Origin of the sequence: Tenacibaculum sp. UWU-22, assembly GCF_041021355.1 — a bacterium.
Classification (GTDB): domain Bacteria; phylum Bacteroidota; class Bacteroidia; order Flavobacteriales; family Flavobacteriaceae; genus Polaribacter.
This window is the reverse complement of the sequence record NZ_JBFNGP010000003.1, coordinates 228,612-242,737: the sequence shown is the minus strand read 5'-3', so window position 1 is coordinate 242,737 and position 14,126 is coordinate 228,612. Positions and strand designations below refer to the sequence as shown.

The 14,126-nt window shown below is 31.5% G+C and carries 11 protein-coding genes and 1 tRNA gene; 4 read left to right on the top strand and 8 right to left on the bottom strand.

Translation table 11 applies throughout. From position 1 onward, the window contains the following. Positions 1-48: 48 nt before the first annotated feature. From AB2B44_RS07605 to AB2B44_RS07580, 6 genes are read right to left on the bottom strand one after another with little or no spacing between them, the layout of a single operon-like run. Complete coding sequence (locus AB2B44_RS07605) at positions 49-1,317, bottom strand: hemolysin family protein (RefSeq protein ID WP_369048972.1); 1,269 nt, start codon at positions 1,315-1,317, stop codon at positions 49-51. Then, positions 1,307-1,513 carry a hypothetical protein gene (locus AB2B44_RS07600; RefSeq protein ID WP_369048971.1) on the bottom strand — a complete coding sequence of 69 codons (207 nt, stop codon included), beginning with the start codon at positions 1,511-1,513 and terminating at the stop codon, positions 1,307-1,309. The genes AB2B44_RS07605 and AB2B44_RS07600 overlap by 11 nt, the downstream gene beginning before the upstream one ends. A gap of 6 nt (positions 1,514-1,519) precedes the next feature. Continuing rightward, positions 1,520-2,092, bottom strand: a complete 573-nt coding sequence (gene lptC / locus AB2B44_RS07595) for an LPS export ABC transporter periplasmic protein LptC (protein WP_369048970.1) — start codon at positions 2,090-2,092, stop codon at positions 1,520-1,522. A gap of 14 nt (positions 2,093-2,106) precedes the next feature. Beyond that, positions 2,107-3,444 carry a tetratricopeptide repeat protein gene (locus tag AB2B44_RS07590; RefSeq protein ID WP_369048969.1) on the bottom strand — a complete coding sequence of 446 codons (1,338 nt, stop codon included), beginning with the start codon at positions 3,442-3,444 and terminating at the stop codon, positions 2,107-2,109. A 16-nt stretch (positions 3,445-3,460) separates the two neighbouring features. Next, complete coding sequence (locus AB2B44_RS07585) at positions 3,461-4,747, bottom strand: hypothetical protein (protein WP_369048968.1); 1,287 nt, start codon at positions 4,745-4,747, stop codon at positions 3,461-3,463. Then, positions 4,744-5,472 carry a type III pantothenate kinase gene (locus AB2B44_RS07580; protein ID WP_369048967.1) on the bottom strand — a complete coding sequence of 243 codons (729 nt, stop codon included), beginning with the start codon at positions 5,470-5,472 and terminating at the stop codon, positions 4,744-4,746. The genes AB2B44_RS07585 and AB2B44_RS07580 overlap by 4 nt, the downstream gene beginning before the upstream one ends. Before the next feature lie 100 nt (positions 5,473-5,572). Between AB2B44_RS07580 and AB2B44_RS07575 the strand changes: the two genes are divergently transcribed. Further along, positions 5,573-5,645 (top strand) — tRNA-Phe (locus tag AB2B44_RS07575). Between the two features lie 107 nt (positions 5,646-5,752). Here the strand turns inward: AB2B44_RS07575 and AB2B44_RS07570 are convergent. Continuing rightward, the gene (locus tag AB2B44_RS07570) at positions 5,753-7,372 is read right to left on the bottom strand and encodes a mechanosensitive ion channel family protein (RefSeq protein ID WP_369048966.1); all 1,620 of its coding nucleotides are present in this window, start codon (positions 7,370-7,372) and stop codon (positions 5,753-5,755) included. 228 nt (positions 7,373-7,600) lie between these two features. Here AB2B44_RS07570 and AB2B44_RS07565 point away from each other — a divergent pair, with 228 nt between their 5' ends. Beyond that, positions 7,601-8,092 (top strand): Spy/CpxP family protein refolding chaperone, encoded by a 492-nt coding sequence (locus AB2B44_RS07565; protein ID WP_369048965.1) that lies wholly within the window; start codon positions 7,601-7,603, stop codon positions 8,090-8,092. A gap of 706 nt (positions 8,093-8,798) precedes the next feature. On the opposite strand, the gene AB2B44_RS07560 is transcribed toward AB2B44_RS07565, so the two are convergent. Then, positions 8,799-11,393 (bottom strand): alkaline phosphatase D family protein, encoded by a 2,595-nt coding sequence (locus tag AB2B44_RS07560; protein WP_369048964.1) that lies wholly within the window; start codon positions 11,391-11,393, stop codon positions 8,799-8,801. Between the two features lie 224 nt (positions 11,394-11,617). Between AB2B44_RS07560 and AB2B44_RS07555 the strand changes: the two genes are divergently transcribed. Then, a complete protein-coding gene (locus AB2B44_RS07555; RefSeq protein ID WP_369048963.1) occupies positions 11,618-12,136 on the top strand; it encodes a gamma carbonic anhydrase family protein in 519 nt (172 codons plus the stop codon). 292 nt (positions 12,137-12,428) lie between these two features. After that, positions 12,429-14,123 carry a lysine--tRNA ligase gene (gene lysS / locus AB2B44_RS07550; RefSeq protein ID WP_369048962.1) on the top strand — a complete coding sequence of 565 codons (1,695 nt, stop codon included), beginning with the start codon at positions 12,429-12,431 and terminating at the stop codon, positions 14,121-14,123. The last annotated feature ends 3 nt before the right edge of the window (positions 14,124-14,126 follow it).

Sequence of the window (14,126 nt, the reverse complement as noted above, 5' to 3'; positions counted from 1 at the left end):
GCCTATAAGATTTTACAAAAAATAAGATAGAAATAAAGGCGGATTAACTTAGTTTTCTTTATCTAATACTTTTAAATACACCTCGTCTATTTTAGAATTGCTGCCTTTTAATATTTTAATGTGAAAATGACTTATTTCTAAATCTTCATTTAGCATAGGGATATTCTCTGTACAATCGATAATAAAGCCTCCTAAAGTTTCATAAGCCTCTTCTTTAGGAATATTTAAATCGTAGGTTTCGTTTAAATAATCTACCTCTAAACGAGCCGAAAAGTTAAACTCTCTATTATTTATTTTTTCTTCTAAAAGTTCTTGCGAATCGTGTTCGTCTTCAATTTCACCAAATAATTCTTCTACCACATCCTCTACAGTAATCATACCCGAAGTACCTCCATACTCATCTACAACAACGGCTATACTTTTCCTTTTTTTTATTAAATTATTTAACACATCACCAACAATCATCGACTCTGGAACAATCTCTACAGGTAACAAAATAGCTTTAATGGTTTTAGGTTGTTTAAATAACTCAAATGCATTTACATAACCAATAATATCATCTAGCGAACTTTTGTAAACCAATATTTTTGAGTAACCTGTTTGAACAAATAAATTTTTTAAATTAGTAACTGTATCGTGAAGTTCTACCGCCATTATATCAATACGAGGCACCATAACTTCTCGGGCTTTTACTTTATGAAATTCTAATGCATTTTGAAAAATTTGAATTTCTGAGTCTACCTGATCAATATCACTTTGTGTCGTTTCTAGCTGTTCTGATATGTAATTTCCTAATTCTTCTTTACTAAATTCGGTTTGTTGTTCTTTTTCTTCTGTTTTAAAAAAAGTGTATAAAAAAAAATTAGAAATAGAAATAATAAATTCTGAAATAAAATGAAATAAAACGTAAAAAAAATACGCTGGCACCGCCAATATTTTCATGGCTTCATTAGCGTATATTCTAAATATTGCTTTGGGTAAAAATTCTGCTGTTACTAAAATTATTAGCGTAGAAATTATGGTTTGAATTAATAATACCGAAAAATTATTAAACCCGTGTAATGGAAGATGTCGAGTTAATAATCTACCCATAAAATAACTATACACTACCAATGCAATATTGTTACCCACCAACATCGTAGTAATAAATTTTGATGATTTTTGGGTTATTTTGGTAAGTATTTTAGGTAAAAAGCCCTCTTTCTTTTTTTCTAATTCGATATGCAACTTGTTGGCAGAGACAAAGGCAATTTCCATACCTGAAAAAAAAGCGGAAAATAAAATTGAACTAATAATAACGATTATTTCAGTTTCCATTTTGTTGGTTGTTTCTGTCTATTATTCTTTTTCTAAAACGTCGTTTAAACAAAAAAATTAAGGTAATAAATATAGCAAATAGAAACATAAAATACGATTTATTTCTATCTATATTCCAATTTAAAATTCCTTCAACTAAAAAAATAATTGCTACCACTAGGTATCCGTATTGTATAATTTTCCAAAGTTTATTCATAATTTATTATTGTTTATCTCTAATTTCAAGACTTCCTGTAATATTTTTAGCAATAGAATTTGATAAATCTTCTTTCGATTCAAACCCTACTCCCTTTAAAGTATCTAATTGCGTGGTAAGTTTAAAGGCTTCTTCCGTAAAATAATATCCTTGTTTTTGATCCCAAAAAAGTTCTTCGGTTTCTAATTTCGAGTGCTGAGCGTGATTAATAATAATCACCTTATCTTTAATTTCAGAAATGCCAGTTTTATTATACACTAAAGCATAATTTCCTGTAATGGTTATAGAGTCTTTTCCTTTATTTGTTATTTTAACAATTTTTATTCCTTCAGGAAATTCGTTATACGGATGATCTTTTCTATTCGAAAAATCATATAGTAAAGGCGTAATTAGTTTTGAAGTAATACGCCCAGAATCTTTATACACATGACGCACATTTTTTGCCACACTAATGGGTAAGTTTTTGGCTACTAAAAAATCGCGAACTTCTTTCGGGTTATTTGTACAAGAAAAAAACATTGCTGCCAAAATAACTAAGGCAGCAATGTTTTTAATTATTATTTTTTTGCAAACTTGCATTGGTTTATTATCTACTACGGTACTCGAACAGTTTCTCCAATCCAACAACCCACACGATAAGAGCTGCCTGACGAAACCCCTTGTTGAAACACTAACTTTTTAGAAGGTGCATGTTTCATATAAGCACTTGCAAAATCATTTGCTTTACTAGCTATACTAGGGTCTACTTGAGCCGCCTGTCTAGCTTTATTTGCTGCTGCCACATATACCATTCTTTTTTCAAACTCATTGCTTCCACAAGAGTTTGCACTTTTTGCATATAACCCTGCAATAAATAAATAAGCTTTACCATTATTAGGGTTAAATTGTAGCGCTTCCATAGCTAAACTTCTAGCTTTAGATTTTTCTCCTGAATCAGCAGCTTCTTGAGCAAATTTTAACTTATATTTTGATTTTTTATATGGGTCAGTTTCTAAATTAAACGCTTTGCTTCTCATTTGTTCAGCTCCAGAAACATCTCCATTTTTTTCTAAAACGTTTGCTAAAAAGGTATATGAGTCTGATGATGGTGAAGCCTCTGCATAAGCTCTAGAAATTTTTTCGAATAACGGATCTGATTGACATCCTTTATTGTATAACCTAGACACCGCTCTTCGCAACCAAGTTGCATTATTTTTATTTTCTTCAAAAGCACCACCTAATAACGGAATTAATCTGTCGCAAGTAGCAATGCTTGAAATAATATGATCTAAACCATCTTCTACAGTACCTAAGGCTTTAGAATTTATGGTATAATTTTTTAAATTTCTCTCTTCTTTTTTGCTAAGTGATGAACCTGAAGCTTGTTTTTTTTGTAATTCATCTATTTTTTTACTGTAATTTTCTAATTTATTGGTTACCGACTCTACCACATCGTCATAAGTATCAAATACTTTTTGAGGATCAGTATCTTTATATCTATCGGTTACTCCTTGAAAATATCTGTAAATATTTTTTATACCCATTTCTTCAGGCGAAATTTTATACGCTTTTTCTAGAATAGCAAATATTTCGTCATCTGAGGCTAATTTTTTTTCTACTAACCAAGTTGCATAATCGCTATGCGCTTTTGCTACTTCTTTGTTAGGAAAATTAGCTAAATGCATTTCATACACTCTTTTCATCAAGTCGTTATCATTTGTTACTTCTGCAATTCTAGCGCCCAACTTATATATATTTATTGATAATGTTGGACAGTTATCTAATAACGAATTTAATTTTTCTTTTGCAGCTTCATATTTTTTTGTTTGATAATCTCCTTTAAAAAGATTGTAGTCAATAGCACATTGCTGTTGGCTTGTTTGTGCTACTATAGTAGCTACAGAAACAAACATAAAAAGTCCTGCTAAAACATATGTAATTTTTTTCATCATCTTGTTCAGTTTTATATTAATCTATTTTTCTTTTGATAAACCAAATATCATTTAAGGATAAACTTAACCTAAGGTTAAAATAATTTTCTTGTATTAAATTATTGTCAGTGGTACCTTTTTTACCGTACTCTAAACCAACGTTTACATTTGACAACTTATTGCCGAGTGGTAACCCTAATCCAAGATTTATGCCAAAGTCTTTTATGGGTGTAAAATTATTTGAACTATCATCAATTTTTATCTGTAGGCCTGTATCTTCAAAACGTAACCCCGCTCTATAGGTTACTCTTTCCCAATAGTTTGAAATAGAGTTTATTCTAGGTGTGTAAAACCCTCCAATAGAAAGTCTTTCAGAGTACCCGTATTTATATCCGTTACCCCCACCACCCACGTGATTACGATTTTCTACAGGTCCTTGAAATTTATAATTTAATGCAGCATACCATTTGTCTGATTTACCTAACCCTACACCAAAAATCGTTTTTAATGGATTTTTAACATATCCTTTTATAGAGCTAGTTGATAAAACCTCTCTAGATACTTCAGTACCTGAATAAGTATAAAAACTATAAATTTGCTGCGTACCCGTTACATGTATTTTATCTTCGAGCCCTAAAACAGTTGCTAAATTAACCTGTAGTTTATTTGAAAGCTCTGCTTGATATTGCATACCAAAAGTAAATTTACCCCCTCTAATAGTAGAATATTGATCGCTTTTAGTCGATAAAAAAACATCTTTCCGATTATTTACAATACTATTATCTATCGTGCCAAAAATAAAAGCCGCTTCAAAACCTAGCGATAACCCTTTTGCAATTTCAACACCAAAACCACTATACAGTCTACTACTTCCTCCATTACCTGAATATTTTGTTATTTCTATTGCATTACCTTCATCGTCATTAACTTGATCAACCAAACTATAGCCAACGGTAGATTGAGGTTCTAACCCCATAGAAAAACCTGCCTTTTTACCTATCGGAAATCCGATAGATATATATTGCAAACTTGTTGAACTACTCGATTGACTTTTGTCTGTTTCTTTTAATGTTAAATTCGTAGATATACCTCCAATACCATAAGTAGCAAAACGCAAATTAGCATTTGCAGCAGGATTTATAAAGTTTAAATAGTGATTTGTTTTATAAGCCGCACCAATGCCTCCCATCGATGCTTGTTCTGTAGTTTTAGAGCTAAATCTGTCTCCTATTCCAAAAAAGGAATAAGGTGAAGAATTGTTTCTTTGCGCTGCTACAGTTAGTGAAAAAAACACTAAAGTTATAACCAGAATTTTATTAATCATTCTTCTTTATTGTGTATCAAAATTGCATATAAGCCTTCCAAAATAAAATTTGGAGTCGCAAATATGACACTTTTTAATTGTTTAGCCAAGAAATTTGCATCTCCTCCTGTTAAAACTAGTGTTAAATCTGGGTATTTTTTTTTATACTGTTCTATAACGCCATCTATTTCGTTACATATCCCATTAACAACTCCTGAATCAATAGCGGTTTTTGTAGAATTACCTATAAAACTTTCAGGAATACCCGTTTCTAACATTGGTAATTTAGACGTAAAAACATGTAATGCCTTATATCGCATGCGAATTCCAGGTGAAATAGCTCCTCCTAAATATGTTTTATCTTTATTAATAAAATCAAAGGTTACACAGGTGCCTGCATCAATTACCAACACATTTTTTTTAGGAAATTTATTTACTGCCGCCGCAGCTAAAGCTATTCGATCCACTCCTAAAGTAGTTGGGGTACTATATAAATTTTTAAAAGGCACTTTAGTTTGAGCATTTAAATCAATTAACGGCAACAATTGATTTAATTTAACCTGTTTAGAGTTGGTAATATTACCAACAGAAGATATAATTCCATCAGTAATCGCATATTTTTTAACTATTGTTTTAACTTCTGAAATAATTTTACTTTTATTAAAAACTAACACCTGTTTTAAGGCATTGTTTTGAAAAACAGCTGCTTTAACTCTGGTATTTCCGACATCAATAATTAAGTTCATCACTGTGATTATATAGGAAATCAAAAATACAATAGATTTTTTTATTTTTTATTTGGAAGATTAAAAAAAAGGGTTTTATATTTGCATCCGCTAACGCTAAGGTACCTTAGCTCAGTTGGTAGAGCAAAGGACTGAAAATCCTTGTGTCCCTGGTTCGATTCCTGGAGGTACCACAAACAAGCGCAAACCCTTGATTGTTAACAATCAAGGGTTTTTTTTATTATTTACGCAGCATTTAATTAGTTGACAGAAAAAAACTTTAAAATGCTATCTTTTTTAATTATCCTTTATTCTTAGCAACAAAATCATCTATCACTTTTTTTACACTTTCTTCCATTTTTTTACTATCAAGGTTGTAATTTAAATCAAACGTCTTTTTTTCAGGAAATTGTTCAATCATTAGCGTAGAAGACGGAAATGCAAACTCTACCCCCAAAGCAGCGGCTAATTTTAAAATAGCTATATGCAATCGGTGTCTAGAAGATTGTTCTAAGTTCCAATCTAACTCAATAAAATATACATTTACCATAATATTTAACGAAGAATCTGAAAATTCAGTAAATTCAACATTAAAGGCATCTGAACGAGTGTCTGGATGATGAATTATAAGTTGCTTTAACCCCGCTGCAAAGGCTTCTATTAAATCAGGTGGCGTATCGTACCGCACACCTAATTTTGTAGTATACCTTCTATATTGCCGTAACCCTTTGTTATTAATGGTAATTTCTGCCAGTTTACTATTTGGTATTTGATATATTGACGTATCAGCCGATCGAATTCGAGTAGATCTAAACCCTACCTCTTCTACGGTACCTGATACTGTATCGGCCTCAATCCAATCACCAATATGAAATGGTTTATCAAGAAAAATCATAAAGGTTCCTATTAGATTTTTTACAGTGTCTTGCGAAGCCAAAGCCACTGCCAAACCTCCTATTGAAGCCCCTGCAATTACCGCGGTAGTATTAACTCCTAAAAGGGTAAGCAATTTTAAAATCCCTAGAAACAATACAATTCCTGTTAAGAAATGATGTAGTATGGGCACCAATTGATCGTCTAACTTTCCATGAGTTTTTTGAGCTAATTCTGAATATACACTTATAACAACCTCTATTAATTTTAAAAAAACATAAATCCAAAAAATAGTAGTCGTAATATTTAAACCCAAAAACACCCACTTATTCACCTCTAAGCCAAATTGCAACGACGGAAAAGCCCGATTTATTAATGAAAAAGCAAACAGCAAACTTACTGGATGCGTTAGTTTTTTAAGAACTTTTTCTACTTCTATACTTGTGCTTTTTGTAATTCGAAACTGAATTTTACGTAATAAAAAAAATGAAATGTTTTTAACCACAACATATACAATCCACGCCGCTAAGAGCAACACAAGAGTCATTATGTATTTCCAGAGTTCAATACCAAATAATTTTTTATGCCCTGCTGCTGGAATTATTTTTTGTGTAGTTTTTACATACCAAGGAAACACCTCTTTATACAAACTATCAATATCTTGTATGGTTTCTCTAGAATAATACCAATTATTACCTATCTTTTCTACATAAATTAAAGGCATCCTTTTTGGAAACAACACATACTTAAACGATTTTACATAACCAATAGTATCATTATAACTTGGATCAGTAGGCACTTTACTAAAATCTACATATAACCCCTTACCGTCTAAAATTTCTTTAATTTTTTTTGCTTTGTCTATAGCTTCTTTACCTTTTACCCCATAAATGGTTTTTGCCGCCTTACTAGGCTCATAACTATCTTTTTGCAAAAAATATAAATGTGTATATATCGTAGCATTGGGGTTGCTTAAATCTACCTTTATTGTTTTTTGAGCAATACCAATTATTGAAAAAAGAAGAAATGGAATTAGTATTTTTTTCATTCAAATAAATTTAAATTATTTTTTTTTACATATTAAAAACATACACAATCAACCACTAACATTTTACTTATTCTTTTTCTAAAACAATTACTTTAACCTATTCAATTACCTCCTCAAAAAAAATTACATTAGCAGTTAAATATTTGTTAACACAAAATTCAAATTTAAACCTTTTTAATTTTACATAGTCTAAGAGGCAATAAATAATATTAAATATTAATAAAAAAGATGAAAAAAATAATAACCTTTTTAGTTATAGCATTCGTTTTTGCTGCAACTACACAAGCACAAGTACAAAAAAAACACAAGCAAGGTGATTTTAAGAATTTAAATGTAGAAGAAAAAACCAATTCTGATTTAGAAAGAATGACAAAACATTTAGATTTAACTCCTGAACAGCAAAATCAAATAAAACCATTGTTAGCCGAAAGAAATGCTCAGTTAAAAGACCGAATAGAAAAAATGAAAGAAATGAGAGAAAGCGGCAAAAAACCAACTGCAGAAGAACGCGAAGCTATGAAAGAAGAGCAATCAAGTAGAATGACTGCCTTTAGAGAAAGCATGAAAAACATTTTAAATGATCAACAGTTAGAAAAGCTTAAAAACGCAGGTGCTGAAAAAATGAATCATGGTAAAAAAGGTAAAAAGGGAAAGAAAGGTAAAAAAGACAAAAAAAATCACAAAAAAGAAAATCAAGAAAATCAAGAAATAGATAATTAGTTTAGTTAAAATTAGTTTATATAAAAACACTATTTAGTCCATATTGGGTTTTCTAAATAGTGTTTTTTTATTTTCATAAGTATTATTTAGTATTATAAGTACATACCTTTGAACAACTAAAAAGTTAGCCCCTAATTAAACTTCACACCCAATAAGCCCTCAAACTCTAATTAAACCTAATATTTATTGTGGTCAGCACAAATATCTTCGAGTAAAAATTAATGAGTCAACTGACAAAACAAATCTTTATTCTTTTAAGACACTACACTAGCCTAAAAAGTGTGTAAACTAACTTATCAAGGGTTTAATTTATTTTAAATTATTCTATTTTCTTTCTTAATAGCTGTTTCTCTAGTTTTAATTTTATCTACCCAAAGCTTGTTTGTAATGGTTAATTGCTTGACTAAAATCTGTACTCAAACACAAATAACCCAATAATACATAATCGTAATTGTTTTTAATCATTTGTAATTTTTCGACTTTAATAATTGCTTTCTTGTACTCATAATTTTTGTAAAAAAGATTCTATTCTATGCGGTTGTAATTGGCTAATACTCAATTAAAATAAGCCAATTATAAAAATATAAAATACACTGCCTTTTATTTTGATATATTTAATTTCTATAATAACAAAAAACAGGCATATTAAATAGTCTAATACTATTTAATATGCCTGTTGCTACAAACAAATTTACCTATGTTTTGTTTATACTCTTACTTCTTTTTTATTATTTCTTTTGGCTTTTGAACGAAACTTTGTTTCTCCTTCATTAGAAACTACTCGTATTTCATATTTTCCTTTAGCAAATACTTTAGGTCTAAATGTATCTTCTTTCATTCTAATCGCATAAACCAATTCGTCGTTATCATCAAAAACCTTAACCAATGGTTGTTGTTTTTTAGTATCTATAATTGTAGGTAAATACGCTACTGCTTTACGCCCATAGTTGTCTTCTTGTTTAACCGTAACTGGCCAACCTGGAAATTGAGATTCTGCTTCTAACGGATCAGCATATCTAGGCCAACATTCGGTTTTAATTGTACGTTCTTTTTTATTAAACGTTACCAATCCATACCCTGTTGCTCTGTTATGTACCACCTTTGGTTCAAGATGAGTATTGAATGGGTTTGCCACGGCTTTTACAGTCATTTTATTACCAAAACCATCAATATGATCTCCTACATACTGAGGGTTTGTATAGGTATGTTTTTCTACATCAGCATCTGATGGCCAAAAACGACGAGGCCAAATATTATTTAACGCAGGCCCTGCAAACACAAAACCACTGTCTCTATATTCATCTATACCATATTGAATAAAACTAGCTAAATGTTGATCTCCTGCAATGTGAAAAGCAAAACTTTTTCGTATCTCTCTAAGCGCTTTATCTCTTCCTTTTACAGGCCATCCATTAGAATCCATGTCAGCCGTAGGCGCATCACCAGTAACATACTCGCCTTTTTCAGGAATAGGCAACCCAGGAACAACTCCGTCAGACATTGATCCTTTAGGTAGTGTAGCAACTGTAGCAAAATTTGTTTGCGATAAAACACATTTTATTTGAGCATCATCGCTCCAATCTTGACTCCATTGCTCTAAAAAATTCAACTGTCTTTCTCCAAGTAAATGAGCATCGATATCACTATGCTTTTTTATATCAAAATCTGGATTACCAATAAAACCATTATACACTTTTGCTTCTTCAGGTAAAACATTCTTAGGTGCCGATTTAAATTTTCGATCTTCTAAAATAGCAAAACTAATACCTGCATAGTTCCAGTTTGTATAATATACTGTAATACCTTGTTTTACAGGTGTTGGATCAAAAGGATCTGGCAGGTGACTGGTTTGCGTAAATTGAACCATATTAACCCATTCTGCTGGCATTTTGTACCCTCCACTATCTTGTGCTGGGGCATAAAAACCATGGCTAGTATCTGCATGTTTACCTCCTTCACCCCAAATATTCCCATGATATACATCATGATCGTCAGGCATAATTGAACAAGGTTTATGGCGAAATAAATCACGATACGACCAACCAAACATAGCCCACTTGCGCAAATAATCTAAACACTGTTTATCGAGCACTCCCCAAGCTTCAACGCCATAACCTCCTTGTCCTTCATAAAACTGATCTCCTAAGAAAAGAATGATATCTGGGTTAAGTTTTGAAACATTTACTACTACATCACTGTCTGGAAAACCATAATGGAAATTACAACTAAACACCGCTGCTTTTATCTCATTTTTATTTACGGGTTCTTTAGCTATGGTACCCAAATACTCATATTGTTTCTTTCCTCCTTTTAAAGGTAACGTTAAAAGAACACGGTACGGAACATCTTCTCGATACGCCCAATTAGACAGCGAAAAATTAATGGCTCTTCCATCTGGTCTTACCTGACCTTTACTTATGGTAACCCATTGGTTATTTTTCTTGATTTGAAGTTCAACTAAATGTTCTTCAATTTTCTCTATTGGAGCAAGTTGAGCGGTTAACTTTAATTTGTTTTTATGCAAGGTATATTGAGCAAAATAGATAGGACCATACAGTTGGTCATCTTTAAAATCTAAATCTTGTGACGTTATAGACCAATTCGAAAAAGCTATCGATGGCGAATTAATTGATTTTTTAGTTTTACAATCAGCATGTAACGCAAAATTACCAACTACATCTTTATTACTTACCGTTTTTTTAGCTTGAGCAATAATATTACCTGTTGAAACATCAACAAGAGAAACATGTAACTCAACATCGTTACCCGTAGGAACACCATCAACTGTTAATCTAAGTTCTCTATTCGTGAAATCTTGTTTTTCTATAGGGGTTTTATACTTACCTATATGTAAAAATCCGTTTGTGCTTAATCCTATATCCAAACCTTTTCCAAACACCGCTGCTGATCGATAGTCATCAAAAGGCCCTTTAGCACCTAATCTTAAACCAAACAAATTATTCTCTACTTGAAGAGAATCAGGAAGAATAGTCATATCTACCGTTGATGAGAAAGCAACATTTTTATTTGGTTTTTGAATAGCAAGTAAACTTAAATTTCTATTTATCGAAACTACATTACAGTATACTTTACCATCCTTAATTTCCCAATCTTGCAATCGATTTCCCCAATAAATGGGACCAACCCATTTCATATCAGGCCAATCTTGCCAATCGCTCTTAAATTGAAGACCTGTTTCAAACGGCCATTTTTGTAACGTGGTAAAAGAGAATGCTGATTTGCAAAATCCAGGCAACACCGCTCCCATTAAAACGGTTTTAATATATTTTCTTCGATTCATTATTTGTGTGTAAGTTTAATAGCAAATTAAATTTGCCAGATAAGTTATTAATAAGGCGATAAAAATAATGAAAATACCTATGAAGGTTTCGTTAAATTTAGTTAAAGCTTAGTTAAGGTTATTATTTATCATAAATTATTATTTAATTCTATCTTTGATTTTACCAAATAATATTTTTATTACTATTACTTTAACAAATAAAACACCCAGTTAAAAAATTAAAAATGAAGATTATAAAACCTGTAAACAATAAACACCCTAAAATACCAAGTGATTGTTATATTGCCGAAAATGCTACCATAGTTGGTGATGTTTCGTTAGGAAAACAGTGTAGCATATGGTTTAACGCTGTAGTTAGAGGCGATGTGCATTACATAAAAATAGGGAATAAAGTTAATATTCAAGACGGTGCTGTTATTCATGCAACCTATCAAAAATCACCTACTAACATCGGTAATAATGTGTCTATTGGACATAATGCTATAGTGCACGGATGTACTATCCACGATAATGTTTTAATTGGCATGGGCAGTATTGTTATGGATGATTGTATAATAGAAAGTAACTCAATTATTGCCGCAGGGGCAGTGGTTACTAAAAATACGCATGTTAAATCTGGAAGTATTTATGCTGGTGTGCCTGCAAAAAAAGTAAAAGACATATCCGAAGAATTAATTTCTGGTGAAATTGATAGAATTGCCGAAAACTATATAAAATATGCCAGTTGGTTTACCGAAGAATAATAATTTAATAGTTAAAAAGTCTAGAACAAAAAATTAGCGTAATTATACAAATAAAAGACATAAAAAAAGCAACCCGTTTTAGGGGAAGCTTTCCATTGGTTAACAAAACCACGGTACTTTTACGAAAGTACCAAAACAACACAACTGATTGTTGCTTTATTACAAACAACACACAAATGTAATTATTTTTAATTTTCTATCATCAAAAAAATCGTTTTTTTTGAATTGTCTAATTCTGCTAGGGTTTGTATCTTTGCGGTTTTTATTTTCAGTAATTTATATTTCATAGCAAATGCAATTATCAGAACAAGAAATTGTACGAAGAGAAAAGTTAACAAAACTACGTGCGTTAGGTATTAATCCCTACCCAGCAAATTTATTTCCTGTAAATAGTAATTCTAAAGAAATCAAAGAGCATTTTATTGAAGGAAAACAAGTAATAATAGCTGGTAGATTAATGGCTATTAATGTACAAGGTAAAGCTTCATTTGCACAGCTACAAGACAGTAATGGTCGTATTCAAGTATATTTTAACCGTGACGAAATATGCCCTACTGAAGATAAAACATTATACAACGAGGTATTTAAAAAATTACTCGATTTAGGAGATTTTATTGGTGTTGAAGGAGAATTATTTAAAACCAAAGTTGGTGAAAAAAGTGTGCGGGTAAAAAATTTCACCTTATTAAGCAAGTCATTAAAGCCATTACCCATTTCAAAAGAAAAAGACGGTGTAACTTATGATGCGTTTACTGACCCAGAAATGCGTTATAGACAACGCTATGCCGATTTAGTAGTAAACCCACAAGTAAAAGAAGTTTTTATTAAACGAACCAAATTGTTTAATGCCATGCGATCTTTTTTTAATAACGCTGGGTATATTGAAGTAGAAACTCCTGTTTTACAACCTATTGCTGGTGGGGCATCGGCACGACCTTTTATTACCCATCACAATTCGTTAGATATTCCTCTATATATGCGTATTGCCAATGAATTATATCTAAAACGTTTAATTGTTGGCGGATTTGACGGTGTTTACGAATTTTCTAAAAATTTTCGTAATGAAGGTATGGACAGAACCCATAATCCAGAATTTACAGCCATGGAAATCTATGTGGCGTACAAAGATTATAACTGGATGATGGCATTTACTGAAAAGCTACTCGAACATTGCGCTATAGCGGTAAATGGCACAACCAAAGCAACCTTTGGCGAACATGAAATTGACTTTAAAGCTCCATACGCTCGAGTAACTATGGCAGACTCTATAAAACACTTTACTGGTTTTGACATTAACGGAAAAACAGAAAGTGAACTATTTGAAGCAGCCAAAAAAATGGGAATCGAGGTAGATTCTACAATGGGGAAAGGAAAATTAATCGATGAAATTTTCGGTGAAAAATGTGAAGGAAATTACATTCAACCAACTTTTATTACCGATTACCCAAAAGAAATGAGCCCCTTATGTAAAGAGCACAGAAATAATCCTGAACTTACCGAACGTTTTGAATTAATGGTTTGTGGTAAAGAAATTGCTAATGCTTATTCTGAATTAAACGACCCTATAGACCAACGCGAACGCTTTGAGGCTCAGCTTAAATTGGCTGAACGAGGTGATGATGAAGCTAGCAAATTTATTGATTATGATTTTTTACGCGCTCTAGAATACGGAATGCCTCCAACCTCTGGACTAGGTATAGGCATGGATAGATTAATCATGTTTTTAACCAACAATCAATCTATACAAGAAGTATTGTTTTTCCCGCAAATGCGCCCAGAAAAAAAGACGGCTTCAGTAACGTTAAATAACGATGAAAAAGCAGTTTATGCTATTGTTCAAAAAGCTGAAAAAATAGATTTAAACGAACTAAAATTACAAAGTGGGTTATCTAATAAAAAATGGGATAAAACAATTAAAGGACTTACCAAAAATAATCTAGCAAAAGTTAACAAAACAAACGAAGGTTTATTTGTAGAATTAATATAAACA

What these genes read in the sequence shown, in the direction of transcription:
- lptC (WP_369048970.1), bottom strand. Translation starts at nt 2,092, where the DNA reads ATGCAAGTTTGCAAAAAAATAATAATTAAAAACATTGCTGCCTTAGTT.
- AB2B44_RS07600 (WP_369048971.1), bottom strand. Translation starts at nt 1,513, where the DNA reads ATGAATAAACTTTGGAAAATTATACAATACGGATACCTAGTGGTAGCA.
- AB2B44_RS07605 (WP_369048972.1), bottom strand. Translation starts at nt 1,317, where the DNA reads ATGGAAACTGAAATAATCGTTATTATTAGTTCAATTTTATTTTCCGCT.
- lysS (WP_369048962.1), top strand. Translation starts at nt 12,429, where the DNA reads ATGCAATTATCAGAACAAGAAATTGTACGAAGAGAAAAGTTAACAAAA.
- AB2B44_RS07580 (WP_369048967.1), bottom strand. Translation starts at nt 5,472, where the DNA reads ATGAACTTAATTATTGATGTCGGAAATACCAGAGTTAAAGCAGCTGTT.
- AB2B44_RS07570 (WP_369048966.1), bottom strand. Translation starts at nt 7,372, where the DNA reads ATGAAAAAAATACTAATTCCATTTCTTCTTTTTTCAATAATTGGTATT.
- AB2B44_RS07565 (WP_369048965.1), top strand. Translation starts at nt 7,601, where the DNA reads ATGAAAAAAATAATAACCTTTTTAGTTATAGCATTCGTTTTTGCTGCA.
- AB2B44_RS07585 (WP_369048968.1), bottom strand. Translation starts at nt 4,747, where the DNA reads ATGATTAATAAAATTCTGGTTATAACTTTAGTGTTTTTTTCACTAACT.
- AB2B44_RS07590 (WP_369048969.1), bottom strand. Translation starts at nt 3,444, where the DNA reads ATGATGAAAAAAATTACATATGTTTTAGCAGGACTTTTTATGTTTGTT.
- AB2B44_RS07560 (WP_369048964.1), bottom strand. Translation starts at nt 11,393, where the DNA reads ATGAATCGAAGAAAATATATTAAAACCGTTTTAATGGGAGCGGTGTTG.
- AB2B44_RS07555 (WP_369048963.1), top strand. Translation starts at nt 11,618, where the DNA reads ATGAAGATTATAAAACCTGTAAACAATAAACACCCTAAAATACCAAGT.